This is a genomic window from Bacteroidales bacterium, from assembly GCA_029210725.1.
Lineage (GTDB): Bacteria > Bacteroidota > Bacteroidia > Bacteroidales.
In genome coordinates this window covers 1-20613 of record JARGFM010000025.1, presented here as the reverse complement: position 1 = coordinate 20613, position 20613 = coordinate 1, and the positions used below count along the sequence as shown (strand labels likewise).

The following is a 20613-nucleotide window of genomic DNA, read 5'->3' as shown; positions in this document are numbered from 1 at the left end:
GTTTCCGGTAACTACTCCTTCTGTCCTTTCAGAAGGTCGGGCCTTAGTTTGCGGGTGCGTTCCAGGGACTGTTCGTGTTTCCATTGGTCAATTCTGGCCGCATGACCCGACAGAAGTATTTCGGGAACCTTCCATCCTTTGTATTCTGCCGGCCGTGTATAAATAGGAGGAGCCAGCAGACCGTCCTGAAAGGAGTCGCTCAGAGCAGAGGTTTCATCGGAGATGGCTCCCGGAAGAAGACGGATGACGCTATCAGTAATTACAGCGGCAGCAAGCTCTCCACCGGTTAGCACATAATCCCCTATGGAGAGCTCCCGGCTTATCAGGTGATCCCTGATTCGCTGATCAATCCCTTTGTAGTGACCACACAGGATGATCAGGTTTTCAGTCAGGGCCAGTCGGTTGGCTTCCGGCTGATCGAACCGGATTCCATCGGGAGAAGTGTAAATAACTTCGTCATATTCCCGTTGTGAAGTGAGTTGAGTAATGGCCCTGTGGATGGGCTCGATACTCATGACCATGCCTGCATCGCCCCCAAAGGCATAATCATCCACTCTCCGGTGTTTGTCAGTAGAAAAGTCCCTCAGATCGTGAACATGGATCTCAACAAGCCCTTTTTCCCTGGCTCTTTTCACAATGGAGTGATTGAGGGGGCCTTCCATTAAGGGAGGTAACACCGTGATAATATCGATGCGCATGTGGCTTTGCATTTACACGAAGATAAAACAGTTTTTTTCTGAAATGGACCCTGTTTCATGAAAAATCATTAATTTGTAGCTTAGGCGACCTACTAATCCTCTACCTGTTATGAAAAATTCTGAATCGAAAGACCCTCTTAAGGAGCACTTAAGTGAAAATAAAGAATCAGAAATCAGGCATCCAAAACCTCCGGATGAGGAAATACAGAAAGATTTAGATAATCATTCTGATACCCCCGCCCCAAAATCTTCCAGGGGCAAACCCAGAACTGAAGCCCTGATCGATGACAGCGAAGAAGAGCTGAAAAACGCTTCTTATGATCATGATTTTAATATGGAGGATGATGAACCCGGAGAGGAGGAGGTCAACTACGCACTGTTAAGTAAAGAGGTCCTGATCAAACTCCTGAAAGAAAAGCTGGATAAACCCGGCACAGGGAACATCAGGAAAGAGGTGGAAGATATCAGGCAGGTTTTTTATGAAAAGGTGGATGCTGTGCTGGAGGAAAAGAAGAAAAACTTTCTGGACGAGGGCGGAAATCTGGAAGATTTTAAACCTGCCGAGGAGCCCGTGGAGACGGAAATGAAAGAGTTGTTGTACAAGTACAAAGGATTGAAGGCAGAGTTTACTCGGCAGCTTGAGAAATCCAAGAAGGAGAATCTTCAGAAAAAACAGGAGGTGCTGGAAGGATTCAGGATATTGATGGAGGGTCAGGAAAGTTTTGATACAACCTTTAAAAAGTTCAAGGAACTTCAGAAACAATGGTTTTCTGCAGGTGTGGTACCTCATCAGAACCTGAAGGACCTGTGGGACTCATACAATTATTTTGTTGAAAAATTCAACGATTACGTTCGAATTAACCGGGACCTTCGCGCCCTGGATCTGAAAAAAAACCTGGAACTCAAAATCCAGCTCTGTAAGCGAAGCGAAGATCTTGATAAGGATCCCAACATTGTTCATGCCTTTAAACTACTCCAGAAGAATCATACGCGCTGGAGGGAGATTGGTCCCGTTCCCCGTGAAAACAGAGATGAGATCTGGGAGCGCTTCAAGCAGGCCACCTCAGTAATTAACAAAAAACACCAGGAATATCATTCCAGGCTGAAAGAGTCTTTGCAGGAAAATCTGGATAAAAAGTTGATGCTGTGCGGGAAGGTCGAACAAATTGCAGCCAGGGAGTATGATACTCATGCTGACTGGATAGATAAGACCAACCAGGTTCTGGAAATTCAGAAAACGTGGAAGACCATTGGATATGCTCCCAAGAAAGACAACAATGCCATTTATTCCAGGTTTCGGACAGCATGTGATGTTTTTTTTGGAAACAAAGCCAAATTTTATGCTGCAGTCTATGAGGATCAGAAGGAGAACCTCAGGCTGAAGCTGGAGATTGCGGAGCGGGCAGAAGCACTTAGTAAAAGCCAGGAGTGGAAGGAGACAACCAACGAGCTGATACAGCTTCAGAAGCGATGGAAAGAGATCGGACCGGTACCCAGAAAGGATTCCGACAGATTATGGAGGAGGTTCAGAGCCGCGTGTGATACATTCTTTCATAAAAAATCCAGGTATTTCGAAGATATTGATTCCACTTTTGAAGAGAATATGAAGGCCAAGGAGGCTATTGTGGCTGAAATGGATGCATTTACCGTTCACAAGGACCATAAGAAGAATCTGGAGGCTCTGAGTGAATTCCAGACAAGATTTAATGCCATTGGATATGTGCCAAGCGGAAAGAAGGAGTGGATCAAGGATCAGTTCAGGCAGTCTCAGGACAAGCTGCTGGAGAGATTCGGCATGGACGAGTCGCAGCGCAGTCTGTTCCGGTTTCGTTACCGGATTACCAGTATTGCTAATGCTTCAAGGGCCGAAATGAAATTGAGTTTTGAAAGGGATAAACTGCTTAACAAGCTTCAACAGCTTCGGAATGATATGAGTTTATGGGAAAACAATATAGGCTTCTTCAAGCAATCCGACAGTTCGGAAGAGACCATTCAGGGATTCCAGGAAAAAATTGACGCCGCTCATAAGCGCATCGAAGTTCTTGAGGAGAAAATCCGTATCCTGGATGATATGGAAAATGAAAATTAAATCTTTACTTTTATCCCCGAAACTAAATCTGAAACATTTTGGGTAGTACAAAGTATGTATTCGTAACAGGAGGAGTTACCTCTTCCCTGGGTAAAGGTATTGTTTCTGCTTCACTGGGACGACTTTTGCAAGCCAGGGGATACAAGGTGACCATTCAAAAACTGGACCCGTATATCAACGTGGATCCGGGAACCCTGAATCCATACGAACACGGGGAGTGCTATGTAACGGACGATGGTGCTGAAACAGACCTGGATCTGGGACATTATGAGCGTTTCCTGGATATCCAGACTTCCCAGGCCAATAATGTCACCACCGGCAGGATTTATCAGTCGGTGATCAATAAAGAGCGAAGAGGTGATTATCTCGGGAAAACCGTTCAGGTTATTCCGCATATTACGGACGAGATCAAGCGGAGGATCACCCTGCTGGGAGAAAGTAATAAGTATGATATTATTATCACCGAAATCGGTGGAACCGTGGGTGATATTGAATCTCTTCCCTACATTGAAGCGGTCAGGCAGTTGCGCTGGGACCTGGGGCTTGGGAACACTGTGTTTATCCACCTGACCCTGGTTCCCTACCTGTCTGCATCCGGTGAGCTGAAGACCAAGCCCACCCAGCATTCGGTCAAGGTTCTTCTGGAGAACGGGATTCAGCCTGATGTGCTGGTGCTTCGTTCCGAGCACGTGCTGGACAGGGACCTCAGATCGAAAGTGGCTCTTTTCTGCAACGTGGAACTGGAAGCGGTTATTCAGTCGATAGATGTGAAAACCATTTACGAAGTGCCTCTGCTGATGAAAGAGGAGGGACTTGATGTGATGGTCATGAAGAAATTGCATATTACACCTAAGGAGTCGCCCGATCTGGAGGAATGGAAAAGCTTTGTTGAGAGGTTAAAGAGTTCTGAAAAAGAGATCAGGATCGCGCTGGTTGGCAAATACGTGGAACTTTATGATTCCTACAAATCTATTATTGAATCATTGTCCCATGCAGGGGCGAGGAACCAGGTAAAGGTGGTGGTGGTTTGCTTGCACTCTGAGGAGATTTCTGACCAGAATGTCTCTGAAATGTTACAGGGTTATGATGGTATCCTGGTAGCGCCGGGATTTGGAGACAGGGGGATAGAGGGTAAGATTTCATCGGTGACTTTCGCCCGGGAGAACAAGGTGCCTTTTCTGGGAATTTGTCTGGGACTGCAATGTGCAATTATTGAATTTGCCCGTCATGTTCTGAATTATAAGGACGCCCATTCTACCGAGATGGACAGTCGCACCAGTCACCCGGTCATCGATTTAATGGAGGAACAGAAAGGGGTCACGGAGAAAGGCGGAACCATGCGTCTGGGAGGTTATGCCTGTGCACTTGAAAAGAATTCGCTGGTGCATTTGGCCTATCAGGAGGATCTGGTCAGGGAACGACACCGTCACCGGTACGAGTTTAATAACCATTACCTGGAAGCCTTTAAGGAACACGGGATGGTCCCAACCGGGATTAACCCGGAGAGCGGACTGGTGGAGATCATGGAACAACCCGGACATCCCTGGTTCGTAGGAACACAGTTTCACCCTGAATACCGGAGCACCGCACTGAACCCCCATCCCCTGTTTATCGCTTTCATCCGGGCAGCCATTAATTACAGTAAGTAACTGTTTGTACCCATCCTCTGTTTATTCACCAATATCTGGCGGATTTTCCTTGAAATTATATTGATTTCAAGGTGAAACCATTACTTTTGTGCCTGAATTTAAAAGCTGAAAATGGACAGAAATACAATTATAGGTCTGGGTATTATCGGGCTGCTTCTTGTGGGCTACAGTATCTTTACCAAACCCCAGCGGGAGGCCCAGATGGCCGAACGCCAGAGACTCGATTCCATTGCCCGTGTTGAGCAGGTAAGGGCCATGGAGGCAAGCCGCCAGGCTCAGGCTCAGATTACAGCCGGTGATACAGGAGCCCTGGTGGATAGTGATTCGCTGTCGATCGAGAGATTAACCGGTGAGCTTGGCGATTTTGCGAACGCCGCATCCGGAACGGAGGAGAAGGTGGTACTTGAAAATGATATTCTGAAGCTCACCTTCTCGACTTTCGGGGGCCGTCCCTATACCGCTCAGCTGAAAAAGTATCAGACACATGATTCCCTTCCACTTTACCTTTTCGATGGAGACTCCACCATCTTTGCCCTGCAGTTTTTTGCAGATAATAGGGGTATCAACACCGGTGAGCTCTATTTCCGGCCAAGCATCGAGAAACTTACCAGTGATGAGGGTCGTTCCTACCAGCAGCTTACCATGAAGATGGATGTCTCTGAAACGGCTTCCATCTCCTATATATACAGACTGTTTGACGAGGATTACATGCTCGATTTTGATATGCATTTCGAAGGGTTGGATCAGTATCGTACCGACAGGATGGAGTTCAATTTCGATTTCTATACGCCTTCCCAGGAGAAGGGTTACCAGAATGAGGCCATGTACACCACTCTTTACTATAAGTACCATGGCGGCGATGTGGAGAGTTTTAAATCGCGGTCCAAGAAGGAGCTGGAAGAGGTAACCGAGACTACCCGCATCAGCTGGATTGCCTTCAGCCATCAGTTCTTCTCCACCATCCTGGTCGCCGATGAGTACTTCGACGGGGCCTTCATGTTGCAGGAGCGTTTTAGTGAGCCGGGTAAATATGTGCGCCGTTATTCCAGCTCTATCGATATGCCCTACGATCGTACCGGAGACCAGCTTATCGGGATGCAACTCTATCTCGGGCCAAATAAATTCAAGTCGCTTAAAAGTTATGGCGACCTGGGCCTTGAAAATGTGGTAACAGTTGGCGGCTCCATGATCCGTTGGATCAATGCCTTTGTGGTTATCCCGATCTTTGACTGGCTGGATAATTATTTCGTGAATTTCGGGATCATTATCCTCTTGCTGACCCTGATCATTAAAATGGCGCTTTTCCCTCTTACTTACCGTTCCTTTAAGTCGCAGGCGGTAATGCGATTACTGAAACCTCAGGTAGATGAGATCGGCGAACGTTACCCCAGGAAGGAGGATGCCATGAAGAAGCAGCAGGCAACCATGGATCTTTATAAAAAGGCCGGAGCCAACCCGATGGGCGGATGTCTCCCCATGTTGCTGCAGTTCCCCATCCTGTATGCCATGTTCCGCTTCTTTCCAACCTCCATCGAATTACGCCAGGAGGGATTCCTTTGGGCACATGACCTTTCTACCTATGATTCTATTCTGGACCTGCCCTGGAATATCCCCATGTATGGGGACCATGTAAGTCTTTTCACGCTTCTGATGACAGTGACCACCATGCTTTCCATGCGTTATAATAACCAGGCAGGTGCAGGAAGCAGTCAGATGCCGGGTATGAAGACCATGATGTATATTATGCCGGTGATGTTTATGTTTATTCTGAATAATTTCTCGGCAGGACTGACCTACTATTACTTCCTGGCCAACGTGATTACCCTGGGGCAAAACCTGATCTTTAAAAGGTTTATCGATGAAGATAAGATCATGAGGAAAATTGCTTCAAAGCAGAATAAGCCGGTCAAAAAATCGAAGTTTGCACAGCGCCTTGAAGCGATACAGAAACAGCAACAGAACCAGCAGTCGTTGGGTGGGCGAAAACCGCAGCCAAAGAAAAAGAGCCGCTAATACAGGCGAACGGAAACAACAAAGGGGCGTTTCTCATTTCCAGAAACGTCCCTTTGTTATATAGTATTCAGACAGTTAGTGCAAAAGAACATTTCTTAATGCGGCCATTTTCAGTGCGGTAACCGCAGCCTCAACCCCTTTGTTACCATGCTTACCGCCTGCCCGGTCCAGGGCCTGCTGTTTATTTTCTGTGGTCAATATCCCGAATATAAAGGGGATATCATAGTCCAGATTCAACTCGGTAATTCCCTGGGTGACCCCCTGGCAGATATAATCAAAATGACTGGTTTCGCCCCGAATTACACAACCCAGGCAAATGACTGCATGAGGAGAGAATTGTTCTGCCACAATCCGGGACCCATAGGGCAGTTCAAAACTCCCGGGGACAGCTCTCGTACTTATATTCTCCTCTCTTACACCATGTTTTTTCAAGGTCTTCAGGGTGCCTTCAAGCAGTGCTGCCGTAATCTCCTCATTCCATTCGGAGACAACAATACCAAACTTCATGAACGATCCGTCGGGGACGGAAGCCGGATCATGATCGGACAGATTCTTCAGGCTGGATGACATTACAGGTGATAATGTAAACGTTGTTTTACAGGGACATCTTTGATTCTACCCTTCCGATGTATTTTTTGATCTCATTACCTTCAGGAGTTTCCGGATACCTGGATTCAATCCTCCGGTAGGTGATCAGAGCCTCCTCCAGCTTGCCAAGCTCCTCGTAAACGATACCCAGTTTCTTCAGTATAATAGGAGTGGAGAAATTATTTTCGTAATTGTCAATGCCATTATTATAAGAAGAAATTGCGTTTTGCAGGTCGCCCAGCTCCACGTAGGCATCACCCAGAGTGCTGTATTTAGCAGCTCCCACAAGCAGGTCATCCGTTTTAAATTTCCGTAAAAGCTCTATCGCAGCTTCGTGATCGCCCAGCTGGTGGTAACATACACCCGCATAATACCTTGAAAGTTTGGCCGATTTACTGACACCGTAATCATCCATTACATTCAGGAAACCAGGGTAGGTTCCATAGCCGTTTAAAGCCAGATTGAAAGAGTCCATCTCGAAAAAACGCTCTGCGTAATACATATCGGCAGCTGCTTCCTCGTTGAGTGGCTTCAAATAGTACCTGTTTCCGCCTATGATGATGAGCAGTATAACAATAAGACCGCCCAGGAGTAAAGTGAGGGTTTTCTGATTATCTTCAATGAACTGCTCGGAACGGGTTAATGCTTGTTCAATACCTTCCAGATTCTTATCGCTCTGCTTCACATTTTTTTTCTTCGACATCACTCTAATTTTGTTGGTTTTCAAAAACTTCCGCAAAAGTAACCCTTTTTTGGAAAAATGTCGTTTGTAGCGCTACAAAAATAGTAATTTTGTATATGCATCTGAAAACACTTTCCCTGGTCAATTTTAAGAATTATGAACAGGCAGATCTCCCGCTTTCAGCAAAGATCAACTGTTTTGTGGGGGAGAATGGAGTTGGGAAGACCAATCTCCTCGATGCGATCCATTACCTGTCGCTCTGCAAAAGCAATCTGAATCCTGTCGATAGTCAGAATGTAAAGTATGAGGAGGAGTTTCTGGTGGTACAGGGTGTATTTGAGAGGATGGGTAAAGAGGAGAATATTTATTGCGGTATCAGAAAGCAGAAAAAAAAGCAGTTCAAACGGAATCAGAAAGAGTATACCAAGCTTTCCGATCACATCGGACTGATCCCACTTGTTATGATCTCTCCGGCCGATGCCATCCTGATCAACGGGGGAAGCGAGGAGCGAAGGAAATTCATGAATGGAGTGATCGCTCAGTACAGCCGGGTATACCTGGAAAACCTGATCCAGTATAACCGGGCTCTGAGCCAACGGAACAGTCTGCTCAAAGATTTTTCTGCAAGCCGGAATTTTGATCCTGGCATGATCGAGGTATGGGACGAACAACTGATCCGTTACGGAGAACCGATTTTTGAGGAGCGAATTCGCTTCGTGAATGAGCTTCTGCCCGTTTTTAACTCTTTTCACGCTTATATTTCAGGTAAGCGGGAGCAGGTAAACCTTACATACGAGGCCCATCTGAAGACGGAAGACTTCAGGGAGGGCCTCAGGGCATCCCTGAACAAGGATCGCATCATCCAGTATACCACTTTTGGCATTCATAAAGATGATCTGGGTATGGACCTGGGGGGGCACAGTCTGAAGAAGAGTGGTTCCCAGGGTCAGCAGAAGACCTTTCTGGTGGCGCTGAAGCTTGCCGAATTTGAGTTTATCCGAAAACTGACAGGCTTACCCCCTATTCTCCTTCTGGATGATATTTTTGATAAATTTGATGCTGTCAGAGTTAAACAGATCATCAGCCTGGTGGCAGAAAACCAGTTCGGACAGATATTTATAACTGATACCAATGAGCAGCGTTTGCAGGGAATCCTGCAGGAAATACCGGCCGATCATAAGGTTTTCAGGATTAACACTGAAGCCAGGCTGGAAGAGATGCATAGCTAAGATGGAGAGAAAAGAGGTCCGGAAAATTGATACGCTGCTTCAGCAGTTTGTGAAGTCGAACCGCCTGGAAAAGGGGCTTGCTGAGTACAGGCTGATGAAATCATGGAAAGATCTGCTGGGTATCTCTGTGGCCAAAAAAACCAAGACCCTCCGGATACAAAACCGGAAACTTTATGTGACTCTGCACTCCTCGGTGGTCAGAAACGAGTTGAGTATGATCAAAGAATCTCTGATCCCAAAACTCAATGAGGCAGCGGGAATGGATGTAATTGACGATGTCGTGCTCAGATAATCAGAATCTTTGCAGGCCTGAGAAAAAGAAGGAGGCTTCCACATTTGCATTCTCATCCGAATCCGAGCCATGTACCGCATTTTCACGCATGCTCCTTGCAAATTCCTTCCGGATGGTGCCTTCTTCCGCTTTTTCGGGATCCGTGTCACCGATTAACTTCCTGTAATCTGCCACGGCATTCTCTTTTTGCAGGATTGCAACCACAATGGGACCGGAGGTCATGAATTCAACCAGGTCGTTGTAGAAGGGACGCTCCTTATGGACTTCGTAAAAACGTTCTGCCTCTCCCCTGGTCAGCCAGAGCATCCTCATGGCGGAGATTCTGAATCCGGCAGCATGAATCTTGTTCAGGATCGGTCCGATGTGCCCTTCGGAGACAGCATAGGGCTTGATGATGGTGAATGTGATGTTTCCAGACATAAATTTCAGATTTAACAATGCATATTAACAAATAATATTGGGCTTTGTTAAGCCCCTTTCAATATTTTTTAACTTTGGTCTCTCAAACAATGCAGGAACTATGGTAGAAGAGGGAGTTGCAGCAAGCATTCGTGATTGGATCGGGTCGTCCACCCATGTTGCAGTGCTTACCCACGCCAATCCGGATGGAGATGCCATTGGCTCGAGTCTGGCCCTGGCGCTGACCCTGGTCAAGCTGGGGATTAATGCGCAGGTGGTTATCCCCGATGGATTGCCCGACTTCCTGCGTTGGCTCCCCGGAATAGAATACTCCACCACTTTTGCCTATAAACGGGAGAAAGCCATTGAAATCCTGGAGAGTGCGGATTTGATTTTTTGTCTGGATTTTAACGATCCGAAACGTCTTAACGGCGTAGAAGAGCACCTTCATAAATCACAGGCAAAAAAAGTACTGATCGATCACCACCAGGACCCGCATAATTTTACTGATATCTTAATTTCTGAAACCTGGCGAGGATCCGTTGGCGAAATGATCTACGTGTTCCTCCGGGAGGTATTTGAAGAAAATCTGATGGACAAAGATATTGCCACCTGTCTTTATGTGGCCATCATGACAGATACAGGCAATTTTAATTATGCCAGCAGCTATCCTGAGATTTTTCATATCGTCGGTGAACTGATGCAGTATGATATTGAGAAAGACAGGATCTATTCCAATGTATACGATGCTTTTTCGGAAGACCGGATTCGCCTGCAGGGTTATTGCATGCAGGAAAAGATGGTGGTGCTTCCTCAGTTTCATACTGCCTACATCAGCCTGACCGATGAGGAACTGAAAAGATTTAATCACCGGAAGGGGGATACAGAAGGTTTTGTAAATATTCCATTTTCGGTAAAGGGTGTGAAGTTTACGGCCCTCTTTATCGAGAAAAAGGACAGGATCAAAATATCTTTCCGGTCACGCGGCAATTTCCCTGTGAACCGGGTGGCTTCGGAACATTATCAGGGAGGGGGGCATATCAATGCGGCCGGGGGGGACTCCTTTCTGAGCATGAAGGAGACTCTGGCCGGATTCGAATCTTTGCTTCCGGGGTATTCAAAGTTACTTAAGGATGTGTAGACTTTGCAGGGAAACCTTTGTAGTAATGATCGCTCTCATGCTCGCTGCCTGCGATCCACCCGTACAGGAACCCGCTGAGGTAGCGGACAACCGGGTTTCTGAACAATTTATCCGGGTCAATCAGTATATGCACCAAAGGCACCAGGATCAGATATCGGCCTTCCTGGAGAGGGTGGGATGGAAGGCTGAAGTGACACCCTCGGGCCTGTGGATTGTGGTGGAAAACCCCGGAGAGGGGAGACGGATTACTGAAAATATGCGCGTTCGCTATGCTTTTGAATCCATGTTGCTGGACGGCACCCCCTGTTACGAAGCCAGTGTCAGTCGGCCCAAAGAGATCGTGGTGGGTAAGGGAGGAGTGGAGTCTGGTGTCGAGCAGGGCCTGCAACTTTTGTCTGAAGGTGCAGAGGCCATATTTATCATTCCTCCGCACCTGGCTCACGGAAATTTCGGGGATCGTGAAAAAATTCCCGGGAATATGGTCCTGATTTATCATGTGCAGGTTCTGAAGGTTGATTAGGGTTCATTAATTATATTAATTTTGCACAATATTTTAAATGCAGTGAGGTTTGAATTGATAAAGCACAGCTGTTTGAAGAGGAGAAGATAAAATGAAGAATCTAAGAAAAATACAATCCGTTCTGTTATTGGCAGCAGGCCTTCTTGTGTTGACTTCCTGCACGGAGGAAACTGAGGATCAGGACGCTTTGGAGCAGGAACAGCGATTTTTCAGCATCTTTATGGCGGCTAACTATCCCGATGCTGTTCGTCAGCCAAGCGGTCTCTATTATATCGAGAATAAGGAAGGCACCGGCGATATGCCCGGAGACAGTGCCTGGCTTCTGGTAAATCATGTAGCCTATACCATCCCTGATGAGGTGGTTTACGAAACATACATTGAGAATGTGGCCTATGACAATTTCCTGGGGGATGATGATGCCCTGTACGGACCCTATAAGATCAGGAATGGTTTGCACAATGAAGGATTTACCGAAGGGTTGACAATGATGCGGGAGGGGGGAGAAGCCACTTTCCTGTTTACCAGTGAACTGGGTTACGGTTCCAAGAATGCTGGAAGCGTGGGGGCATACAGGTCTTTGAAATATGAAGTGATTCTTCTGGAAGTTTTGGGTGATGATATCGAGGAATATGAAGCGGCTAAAATAGTGGCTTATACCGATACCATTCCGGGAGTGGATACGGTTTACAATGCGGAAAATGATATCACCATGTATTATGTGGTGGATGAACCCACGGATGGACCTCCTGTTGCGATGGATTCAACCATAGCGGTAGCCTACAGGGGATACCTGACCGATGGAAGGGTCTTTGATGAATCCCCGGAGGATAGTTATTACCAGTTCAAAGTGGGGGATTATGAAGCAGAAACCTCTCCCATCATAGGGTGGCATCTGGGACTGGAAAGATTTAAAGAGGGAGAAAAGGGTCGCCTGATTATTCCCTATAAATTTGCCTATGGGGAGACAGGAAACTATTCCAGTAAGGGGAATGTCTCTATACCTCCTTATGAAACCCTGGTATTTGAAGTGGAGGTGATTAGCGTGGATCCGGATACCGATGAGGAGGATCCGGGACAGGAGCAGTAGCCTTTCACTTTCCTATGAGAAACAGAACCGGTCTTTTATGCAGGGCCGGTTTTTTCTTTTTCCATGCGCCCGCCGTCATGGTACAGATGAATTCAGAGTCCAGGGTAATATCAGCTGCAATACAGAGGAGTGTGGAGGGGTGGCAGGTTTCCAGAATATCGGACAGAAGAGCATCGTTGCGGTAAGGGGCTTCAATAAACATCTGAGTTTCATTCTTGTGTAAAACGGACTGCTCCAACTCCCTGATTTTTCTGATCCGCTCCGCTCTTTTAACCGGCAGATAGCCATGAAAACAGAACGACTGTCCGTTCAATCCGGAAGCCATCAATGCCAGCAGAATTGAGGAGGGTCCTGTTAAAGGAACCACCCGGATTCCCCTCTCATGTGCAACCCGGACCACTACCGCTCCCGGATCTGCCACACCAGGAACGCCAGCTTCGGAGATGATGGCTGCATCCAGGCCCTTCTCGACCTGATCCAGAAAACAGGGAATATCTTCAGGCGGTGTATGTTCATTCAGTTCAAAAAAGGTCAGGGAATCAATATCCATCTTCCGGTTCAGGCTTTTTAAATAGCGCCTTGCGTTTCGCAGATTTTCCACAATAAACAGGCTGATATGGTTTACCCGTTCCTTGATTCCTTCGGGAATGGTTACAGCGGTATCCGGATTTCCCAGGGTATTTGGGACCAGGTACAGAACTCCTTTCATGGGCGGCATTTAGAATGAATTAATAAAAATAGTTATAACTTCGTGATTAGCGTCATGCAATAACTTAGCATTTGAAAATTACTTTTCTTGGTACCGGCACTTCCCAGGGAGTTCCGGTGATCGGATGCAGATGTGCCAGCTGCATGTCTGAAGATGAACATGATAAGCGCCTGCGATCCTCTGTACTTATTGAACAGGATGGGCAGGTGGTGGTGATCGATACAGGTCCGGACTTCAGGCAACAGATGCTCCGGGCAGGAGTTTCTAAACTGGATGCTGTTCTTTATACCCATGAGCACCGCGACCATATAGCCGGACTGGATGACATACGTGCCTTTAATTATATTCAGAAGAGTCCCATGGATGTGTATGCGGAAGACCGGGTAAAGCGTGCATTAAAAAATGGATTCCCTTATGTTTTTGCCGAGAAAAAGTACCCTGGAGTGCCCCAGGTGATGATGCATGCCCTGTCAAAGGATCCCTTTAAAATCGGAGACTTGGAGATTGTACCGATCCGCTTGATGCACTACCGCCTTCCTGTACTGGGATTTCGCATAGGGCATTTTGCCTACCTGACGGATGGGAATTATATTTCCGAGGCTGAAAAGGAGAAGTTATACGGGGTTAAATATCTGGTGGTTAATGCCTTAAGAAAGGAACCGCATATCTCCCATTTCACACTTTCGGAAGCTGTCAGATTAATGGAAGAATTAAGTCCCCGAATGGGCTACCTGACCCACATTTCTCACCAGATGGGCCCGGCTTTGGAACTGGAAAGGGAACTTCCTCCGCAGATACGGCCCGCCTATGATGGACTGGTTCTGGAAGTATAGTTTCTCTCCCGGTTCATTTCCTTTCCTGAGCTGATAAACAGAATAGCGGTAAGTCCGCTGAATATCAGGAAGATGATTCCTGCAAGCATAAGAGCCTGAGGCAGGGAATAGACATCTTTTATCCAGCCCAGAAGTGGTCCGGTCAATGCAAAGAGCAGGCGGATAATAAAATTTCTCACCGAAAGTACAGTGGCTCTGATATGGGAAGCAGTAATCCGGTTGATATAATCTTTAAGAACGGGTGTGGCATAGCCCCGTACCAGGTAAAACAGATAGAGCACCACCAGACCGGTGGGGAGATTAAACCTGCTCAATGCCAGATATCCCATTGGAATCAGGGTGGCTATGAGCAGAATGGAACCTTTCTGTCCCAGTCTTTTTTCAAGCCTGTGTGCCGTGTAAGAAGTGATAGCCACCGTCAGGTTCAGAGTCGTCCAGAGTATCCCGAACCACGCGATATCGATCTTTGTATATTCGAAGAAGGGTTGAGCAAACCACGCCATGGTCAGGGTGGCAGTTCCGGTTATGGCGCTGAAAAGGATGTTGCGCCTGAGGGGGCGGTCTGTAAAAAGGGCAAACCTGGTAATTTGCAGGATTTCTCCAATCCTGGCCTTGATCAGTGGTATTTTGCGTGTGGGTTCCACTAGCGTAATGGCAGCAGGAAGTGCTATAAATGCCACAAAAATCTGAGCCATATAGGGGGTCCTGATCGTGATGCCGGCCAGAAAGCCCCCCGCAATTCCTGCCAGGGCCTCGGCTACATTGCCCAGGGCCGTGATCCTGCCTTCAAACCGGGTGTATTTCTTTTCTTGTCCCTTGTCCAGCAATGAATCATATAACATGGCCGAATCGGCTCCCGAAATACAACTCTGGCCAAAACCCAGTATGATTTCAGCAAGGAGAAATCCCATAAATCCATAGCTTAGCGAATAGGTGGTGAATCCAAGTGTGCCGAATACTGCGCCGATGATCAAGGTCTTTCTGCGCCCGATCACATCGGCCAGATAGCCTGAAGGCACTTCCAGTACCACTATGGCAATGGAGTAAACGGCCTGCAGGATCATTATGTCTTTCATAGAAAGGCCGTTACTTTCGTAGAATGGAACTACAATGGGCATGTAGAGCATGAACCATTTAGCGGTTTTGATCAGGTAAAGCCGGATGATGTTTGGATGGATCGATTCAGGCAATTGCAGGAATTTGGAGTAAAACTATAAAAAGAGGTGAAATCACACAGAGATGTTTTAGAAAATATTTAATCAAATAGCTTTGTAGCTATCTTTGGAAATAAACAGCAGTATATGGGTATGACGGTTATTGAGAAGATTCTTGCAGCTCATTCCGGACGGGATCAGGTGCATCCCGGAGAAATTGTGGATGTGAGGATAGATGCACGTGCAGCACGTGATTTTGGAGGGGCCAATGTGGTCAGGCATCTGGAGGAGCATCACCTGACCATTGATGATCCTTCTTCCACCTTTTTCACATTTGACTGCAATCCTACGGGATCGGATCAGAAATATGCTGCAAATCAGCACAGATGCAGGCAGTTTGCCCGGAAAGAGGGGATTAAGGTCTATGATATTGATAAGGGTATCGGTACCCATATTCTGATGGAGGAGGGCCTTTCCTATCCTGGATCTACTGCGGTTTCGACCGATTCTCATGCCAATATCCTGGGCGCCGTGGGAGCCTTTGGACAGGGCATGGGCGATAAAGATATTGCCGTCGCCTGGCACAAGGGTTCCACCTGGTTCAAGGTACCCCCAAGTGTAAAAATTGTGCTGGAGAGCTCCATGGATTCCGGGCTGACAGCTAAGGATATGGTGCTGAACCTCCTTGACAAATTCGGGGCCAGTACCCTCCTGGGATGTTCTGTGGAAATGGTGGGGGAGGCAGCTGAAAAACTAACTCTGGATCAACGCATCACCGTGGCTTCAATGGCGACAGAGATGGGGGCCATTATTATTTTTTTCAATCCCAGTAAAGAAGTGATCCGGTATTGTGAATCCAGGACAAGGAAAAAAGTGGAGCCGGTGCTGGCCGATGCGGATGCCCAGTATGAAAAGATCTATCAGGTGGATGTTTCCGGGTTTAACTCCAGGATCTCCCTTCCCGGAAAGCCCCATGATACGGCTGAACTGCCCGCCGAAAAGGTGTGGATCGATTCCGCCTTTATCGGCAGTTGTACCAACGGAAGAATTGAAGATATGAGAGCCGCGGCCGAGGTTTTGAAAGGAAGAGTTTTGGCAGAGGGTGTGGTCCTGAAGATTGTACCGGCCACGGACAGGGTCTGGCAGGCCTGCATGGAAGAGGGCTTGCTTAATGTCTTGAAGGAAGCAGGGGCCCTGGTCTCCAATGCGGGATGTGCCGGATGTGCAGCGGGTCAGGTGGGCCAGAACGGGCCTGGAGAGTGTACTATAAGTACCGGGAACCGGAACTTTCCAGGAAAACAGGGGCAAGGGGAGGTATACCTGGCTTCTCCTTCTGTCGTGGCCGCATCTGCGCTTGCAGGTTATATTACCAGTGTGGATGCTTTACCTGAGGTTCCGGAAAAAAGGGAATTCAGGAGTGCTGCCGGCCACAGGGCCGAAACAAAAAAGAAGGCCCGCGCGGCCGGCACCCCCGGCCGCCCCAATGAAATTGAGGGCCGGGCCTGGTATATTCCCATGGATAATATTGATACTGATATGATCTTTCACAACAGGCATCTCTCCATCACCGATATAGAGGAGATGGGTCAGTATACTTTTGGAAATCTTTCGGGTTATGAGGACTTTGCGAAGAAAGTGAAGCCAGGCGATATTGTAGTAACAGGTAAAAATTTCGGATCGGGAAGCTCGCGGCAGCAGGCCGTAGACTGTTTCATCTCCCTGGATGTCCGGTGTGTGCTGGCGGAATCGTTTGGAGCTATTTATGAAAGAAATGCCATAAATGCAGCATTTCCCATTATGAATTCAGACCGCATTGCCTCCCTGGAACTGGAAGATGGGGATGTGATCAGCCTGAATTTTGAAACGGGTGCCATACGCAATGTGACTAAAAATATCATGCTGGAGTCAACTCCATTTTCGGAAGTGCAGATGGAAATTTACCAGAATAACGGACTGTTTTAAAAAAAAAGATTATGAGATTAATCATTCCAGAAGGGTATAAATCCCTGATTACTTTAAAGGAGACAGAAAAAATTCTCCAGATGTTGAAAGACCATTTTGAGGCAGGACTCTCGGCCGATTTCAGGTTGCGCAGGGTGACTGCCCCGCTTTTTGTGCTGAAAGGTACCGGTTTGAATGATGATCTGCACGGTTATGAAAAACCGGTGGTGTTCCCCATCAAGGATATGCGCGGACAGCAGGCTGAAGTGGTTCAGTCGCTGGCCAAGTGGAAACGGATGATGCTCAGGGATTACGATATCTCCATGGGATACGGGGTCTATACAGATATGAACGCCCTCAGGCCTGATGAGGAGCTGGATAATCTTCACTCGCTCTATGTGGACCAGTGGGACTGGGAGAAGGCCATCTATCCGGAAGAGCGAACCCTGGATACTCTGAAGGATGCCGTGATAAGGGTCTGGCAGAATATTAAGAGGACAGAGTTTTTTATACATACTTTCCATGCCAATCTCGAACCGGTCCTGCCGGAGGAGATCACTTTTATTCATTCGGAGCAGCTCTTTGAAATGTATCCCGACCTGTCGCCTAAAGAAAGGGAGAACAGGATAGCCGAGAAACACGGTGCGGTTTTCATCATTGGAATCGGGTATACCCTGCCAGATGGGAAACCCCATGATTTAAGGGCCCCGGACTATGATGACTGGAGTACGGAAACGGTGGACGGATACCGGGGAATGAACGGGGACATTATTATCTGGAACGAGATCCTGGAGTGTGCTGTGGAGCTTACTTCCATGGGAATCCGGGTAAATAAGGCCGAGCTGATGACCCAGCTGGAACTCACCAACAAGCTGGCTGATGCTGAATTGCTGTTTCACAGGCGGCTTCTCAACGACGAGCTTCCCTCTTCCATTGGCGGGGGAATCGGGCAGTCCCGCACAGCCATGCAATTGCTGAGAAAAGCCCATATTGGAGAGGTTCAGTCGGCGATCTGGCCGGGTGAAATGGTGGATCATTGCCGCCGCTGCGGTATTCAGCTTATTTAGAAGAAATGGTTTATCCTGTTAATCCTGCTGATCCAATAACTGCTTAGCTATGCCCTCTACCTTTGTTGAAAAGATCTTCCGCGCCCCTGCCGGTTCCATTGTTTTCCACCGCCCGGATCTGATTCTGACCCACGATAATACCGGCAGCATCCGAGAGACCTTCGAGAAAATGGGCGGACAAACGCTTCCTGACCCTGATCAGCTGGTAGTGGTGCTGGATCATAATGCTCCTCCAACAAGTGCAGCCCTGGCCAACACTTATCAGTCCATTCGCGATTTTGTGGCGGAGCAGGGTGTAAAAAAGTTTCACGATGCAGGGAGCGGTATTTGTCACCAGCTGATGGCCCGCTATGCAAAACCAGGAATGGTGATCTTAGGGAGTGACAGCCATACCTGTACCTCGGGAGCCTTCAATGTCATGGCCGCCGGAATTGACCGGACTGAAGCCGCCGGACTATGGTTGAGGGGCGAGACCTGGTTCCGGGTCCCCGAATCGATGAAAATCACTCTCACGGGCAGGCTGAAGCAGGGGGTTTATGCAAAAGACCTGAGCCTTTGGATTATCGGGATCCTGGGATCTGCCGGGGCCAATTATATGTCTATTGAGTACCATGGGGAGGCGGTCCGGACCCTGAATATTTCCGACCGGATGACCCTGGCTAACCTGGCCTCCGAGATGGGGGCTAAAAATGCAGTATTTCCAGCCGACCAGGTTCTGAATGATTTTCTGGGAGAAGAAATGGAAGGGGTATGGGCCGATGAGGGAGCTGCTTACCAGAGAGAATTGGAGATCGACCTTGGAGAAGTTTTTCCCTTGGTGGCTGCACCCCATCATGTGGACCATGTAAAGGGACTGTCCGAGGTTTCCGGTCTGGATATACACCAGGGAATGATTGGCACCTGTACCAATGGCCGGATCGAGGATCTGCGTGAGGCTGCGGCCATACTTAAGAATAAAAAGGTAAAAACAGGGGTTCAGTTGCTGGTAATCCCGGCATCCCGGGAAATCTATCAGCAGGCCATTGAGGAGGGTCTGATCACCATTTTCCTGGAGGCAGGGGCCAATGTGCTGAGTTCCTCTTGCGGGCCCTGCCTGGGAACGGGACAGGGCATACCGGCCGACCATATGCGCGTAATCTCCTCGGCCAACAGGAATTTCCTGGGCAGAATGGGGAATAAGAACGCCGAAATATACCTGGCCTCTCCGGCAGCTGTGGCCCTGAGTGTAATCCATGGGAAGATTACTGATCCGAGAATAGCAGATAAGGGAACGGAGAAATTCCCATTCCGTAAGCCACAACCGGGAAGTATAAGTATTGAGGAGGGAGACCGGCGCAGGAAAAACGGGGTCTGGAATTACGGAGATATCGACAATTTGAATACCGACCAGATGTTTGCCGGTAACCTTACCTATGAGATCCAGAGTTCTGATCCTGAAGCCATCCTCCCTCACCTTTTCAAGGGCTTTGACCCCGGCTTTGCAGAAGAGCTCAGAGCCGGTGATATCATACTGGGCGGAGATAATTTTGGATGTGGAAGCTCCAGGGAGCATCCTGCAGTGGGTCTGGCCCATAAAGGAGTGAAGGCCGTTATCGTGAAATCGGTAAACCGGATCTTTTACCGTGCTGCGGTAAACCAGGGCTTAGCGCTTATCGTTTTACCCAGAGCGGTAGTTGCTTACCAGGTGGGCGACCCTGTTGGCATTGACTTTGCGGCAGGTATTGTAGAAGTGGGTAAGCAGCAATTCGGTTTTGAGCCCCTACCCGGTAAATTGCTGGAGATTCTGGAAATGAAGGGTCTGGTCAACTGGATCAGAAATCAATAGTCCGGATTAGCGGGACCACTTCAGAAAAGGATTCTTTTTTATATCTTTGCATCGCGAAAAGCAACTCGGTTCCGTAGCTCAGTTGGACAGAGCAACAGCCTTCTAAGCTGTGGGTCGCGCGTTCGAATCGCGCCGGAATCACATAAAACAAAAAAGCCACTCTTTAGGGTGGCATTTTTGTTTTAGGGGCGCGATGAGAACAGTTCGAACCGAGAAAGCGAAGCTTTCGAGCTCATGAGACTGCGCAGCAGTCGAATAATCGCGCCGGAACCGAATCCACCTTTGGAATTGATTTAAATCTTTCTTAACCCAACTTGGTAATTTACGAAATTATCTATCTTAATTTCAGCGGATTAAGAAATTAATGGTACACTACATATTTTTTCTTATCAGGAACCATTGATTTTGTTCGAGTAGCCTGATATATTTCCAGAGCTTCCATAATAGGTTTAGAGGGTTTTCGGATGCTGAACTTTTTTGTCTCACCATTCAGGATGATTGATTGTATGGTCTGGGTATTCATTATCCTGACTATATTCCTCCAGTCATGTGTAATACCTTTCGCTTTAGTCATATGCCTTATGGTGTTCACCAATTGATAAGCCAGGATGGACAGGTATATATGTGATTCTACCCGTTCATCCTTCTGGTGAAAAACCGGTCGTAATTGTAGATCTGTTTTCAGGCACCTGAATGT

19 protein-coding genes and 1 tRNA gene are annotated in these 20613 nt (G+C 47.7%); 13 read left to right on the top strand and 7 right to left on the bottom strand.

Going from position 1 to position 20613, the window contains the following annotated elements; all coding sequences use genetic code 11:
- Positions 1 to 11: 11 nt before the first annotated feature.
- The gene (gene trmD / locus P1P86_12925) at positions 12 to 698 is read right to left on the bottom strand and encodes a tRNA (guanosine(37)-N1)-methyltransferase TrmD (GenBank protein MDF1576083.1); all 687 of its coding nucleotides are present in this window, start codon (positions 696 to 698) and stop codon (positions 12 to 14) included.
- A gap of 109 nt (positions 699 to 807) precedes the next feature.
- On the opposite strand from trmD, the gene P1P86_12920 reads away from it, so the two are divergent.
- From P1P86_12920 to yidC, 3 genes are all read left to right on the top strand, one after another.
- On the top strand, positions 808 to 2787 hold the full coding sequence (locus P1P86_12920; GenBank protein ID MDF1576082.1) for a DUF349 domain-containing protein: 1980 nt from the start codon (positions 808 to 810) through the stop codon (positions 2785 to 2787).
- A 38-nt stretch (positions 2788 to 2825) separates the two neighbouring features.
- Positions 2826 to 4436, top strand: a complete 1611-nt coding sequence (locus tag P1P86_12915) for a CTP synthase (protein MDF1576081.1) — start codon at positions 2826 to 2828, stop codon at positions 4434 to 4436.
- Positions 4437 to 4547: 111 nt separating this feature from the next.
- On the top strand, positions 4548 to 6449 hold the full coding sequence (gene yidC / locus P1P86_12910; protein ID MDF1576080.1) for a membrane protein insertase YidC: 1902 nt from the start codon (positions 4548 to 4550) through the stop codon (positions 6447 to 6449).
- Positions 6450 to 6524: 75 nt separating this feature from the next.
- On the opposite strand, the gene ribH is transcribed toward yidC, so the two are convergent.
- Both ribH and P1P86_12900 read right to left on the bottom strand, forming a co-directional pair.
- Positions 6525 to 7019, bottom strand: a complete 495-nt coding sequence (gene ribH / locus P1P86_12905) for a 6,7-dimethyl-8-ribityllumazine synthase (GenBank protein ID MDF1576079.1) — start codon at positions 7017 to 7019, stop codon at positions 6525 to 6527.
- A gap of 25 nt (positions 7020 to 7044) precedes the next feature.
- Positions 7045 to 7740 carry a tetratricopeptide repeat protein gene (locus P1P86_12900; GenBank protein ID MDF1576078.1) on the bottom strand — a complete coding sequence of 232 codons (696 nt, stop codon included), beginning with the start codon at positions 7738 to 7740 and terminating at the stop codon, positions 7045 to 7047.
- Positions 7741 to 7835: 95 nt separating this feature from the next.
- On the opposite strand from P1P86_12900, the gene recF reads away from it, so the two are divergent.
- Positions 7836 to 8948 carry a DNA replication and repair protein RecF gene (gene recF, locus P1P86_12895; GenBank protein MDF1576077.1) on the top strand — a complete coding sequence of 371 codons (1113 nt, stop codon included), beginning with the start codon at positions 7836 to 7838 and terminating at the stop codon, positions 8946 to 8948.
- A 1-nt stretch (position 8949) separates the two neighbouring features.
- Positions 8950 to 9240, top strand: coding sequence for a DUF721 domain-containing protein (locus P1P86_12890; protein ID MDF1576076.1), 291 nt, complete (start codon positions 8950 to 8952; stop codon positions 9238 to 9240).
- On the opposite strand, the gene ndk is transcribed toward P1P86_12890, so the two are convergent.
- Positions 9241 to 9660 (bottom strand): nucleoside-diphosphate kinase, encoded by a 420-nt coding sequence (ndk, locus tag P1P86_12885; protein MDF1576075.1) that lies wholly within the window; start codon positions 9658 to 9660, stop codon positions 9241 to 9243.
- Between the two features lie 100 nt (positions 9661 to 9760).
- Between ndk and P1P86_12880 the strand changes: the two genes are divergently transcribed.
- From P1P86_12880 to P1P86_12870, 3 genes are all read left to right on the top strand, one after another.
- Positions 9761 to 10780, top strand: a complete 1020-nt coding sequence (locus tag P1P86_12880; GenBank protein MDF1576074.1) for a DHH family phosphoesterase — start codon at positions 9761 to 9763, stop codon at positions 10778 to 10780.
- On the top strand, positions 10773 to 11300 hold the full coding sequence (locus P1P86_12875) for an FKBP-type peptidyl-prolyl cis-trans isomerase (protein ID MDF1576073.1): 528 nt from the start codon (positions 10773 to 10775) through the stop codon (positions 11298 to 11300). Before P1P86_12880 ends, P1P86_12875 begins: the two co-directional genes overlap by 8 nt.
- A gap of 91 nt (positions 11301 to 11391) precedes the next feature.
- Entirely contained in the window at positions 11392 to 12387 is a 996-nt protein-coding gene (locus P1P86_12870; protein ID MDF1576072.1) for an FKBP-type peptidyl-prolyl cis-trans isomerase, read from the top strand.
- Between the two features lie 4 nt (positions 12388 to 12391).
- Here the strand turns inward: P1P86_12870 and P1P86_12865 are convergent, their stop codons facing one another.
- Positions 12392 to 13096 (bottom strand): SAM-dependent methyltransferase, encoded by a 705-nt coding sequence (locus P1P86_12865; protein MDF1576071.1) that lies wholly within the window; start codon positions 13094 to 13096, stop codon positions 12392 to 12394.
- A 71-nt stretch (positions 13097 to 13167) separates the two neighbouring features.
- On the opposite strand from P1P86_12865, the gene P1P86_12860 reads away from it, so the two are divergent.
- Positions 13168 to 13929 carry an MBL fold metallo-hydrolase gene (locus tag P1P86_12860; protein ID MDF1576070.1) on the top strand — a complete coding sequence of 254 codons (762 nt, stop codon included), beginning with the start codon at positions 13168 to 13170 and terminating at the stop codon, positions 13927 to 13929.
- Here the strand turns inward: P1P86_12860 and P1P86_12855 are convergent.
- Positions 13902 to 15119, bottom strand: coding sequence for an MFS transporter (locus P1P86_12855; GenBank protein MDF1576069.1), 1218 nt, complete (start codon positions 15117 to 15119; stop codon positions 13902 to 13904). The two genes, P1P86_12860 and P1P86_12855, sit on opposite strands and share 28 nt — an antisense overlap.
- 111 nt (positions 15120 to 15230) lie before the next feature.
- Here P1P86_12855 and P1P86_12850 point away from each other — a divergent pair, with 111 nt between their 5' ends.
- From P1P86_12850 to P1P86_12835, 4 genes are all read left to right on the top strand, one after another.
- Complete coding sequence (locus P1P86_12850) at positions 15231 to 17045, top strand: aconitase/3-isopropylmalate dehydratase large subunit family protein (GenBank protein MDF1576068.1); 1815 nt, start codon at positions 15231 to 15233, stop codon at positions 17043 to 17045.
- Positions 17046 to 17053: 8 nt separating this feature from the next.
- A complete protein-coding gene (gene asnA / locus P1P86_12845; protein ID MDF1576067.1) occupies positions 17054 to 18091 on the top strand; it encodes an aspartate--ammonia ligase in 1038 nt (345 codons plus the stop codon).
- Positions 18092 to 18140: 49 nt separating this feature from the next.
- Positions 18141 to 19916: an aconitase/3-isopropylmalate dehydratase large subunit family protein gene (locus tag P1P86_12840; protein MDF1576066.1), complete on the top strand. Its 1776-nt coding sequence runs from the start codon at positions 18141 to 18143 to the stop codon at positions 19914 to 19916.
- 67 nt (positions 19917 to 19983) lie between these two features.
- Positions 19984 to 20057, top strand: a tRNA-Arg gene (locus P1P86_12835).
- Positions 20058 to 20277: 220 nt separating this feature from the next.
- On the opposite strand, the gene P1P86_12830 is transcribed toward P1P86_12835, so the two are convergent.
- Positions 20278 to 20613: hypothetical protein (locus P1P86_12830; GenBank protein MDF1576065.1), on the bottom strand; the 336-nt coding region annotated here is incomplete at its 5' end.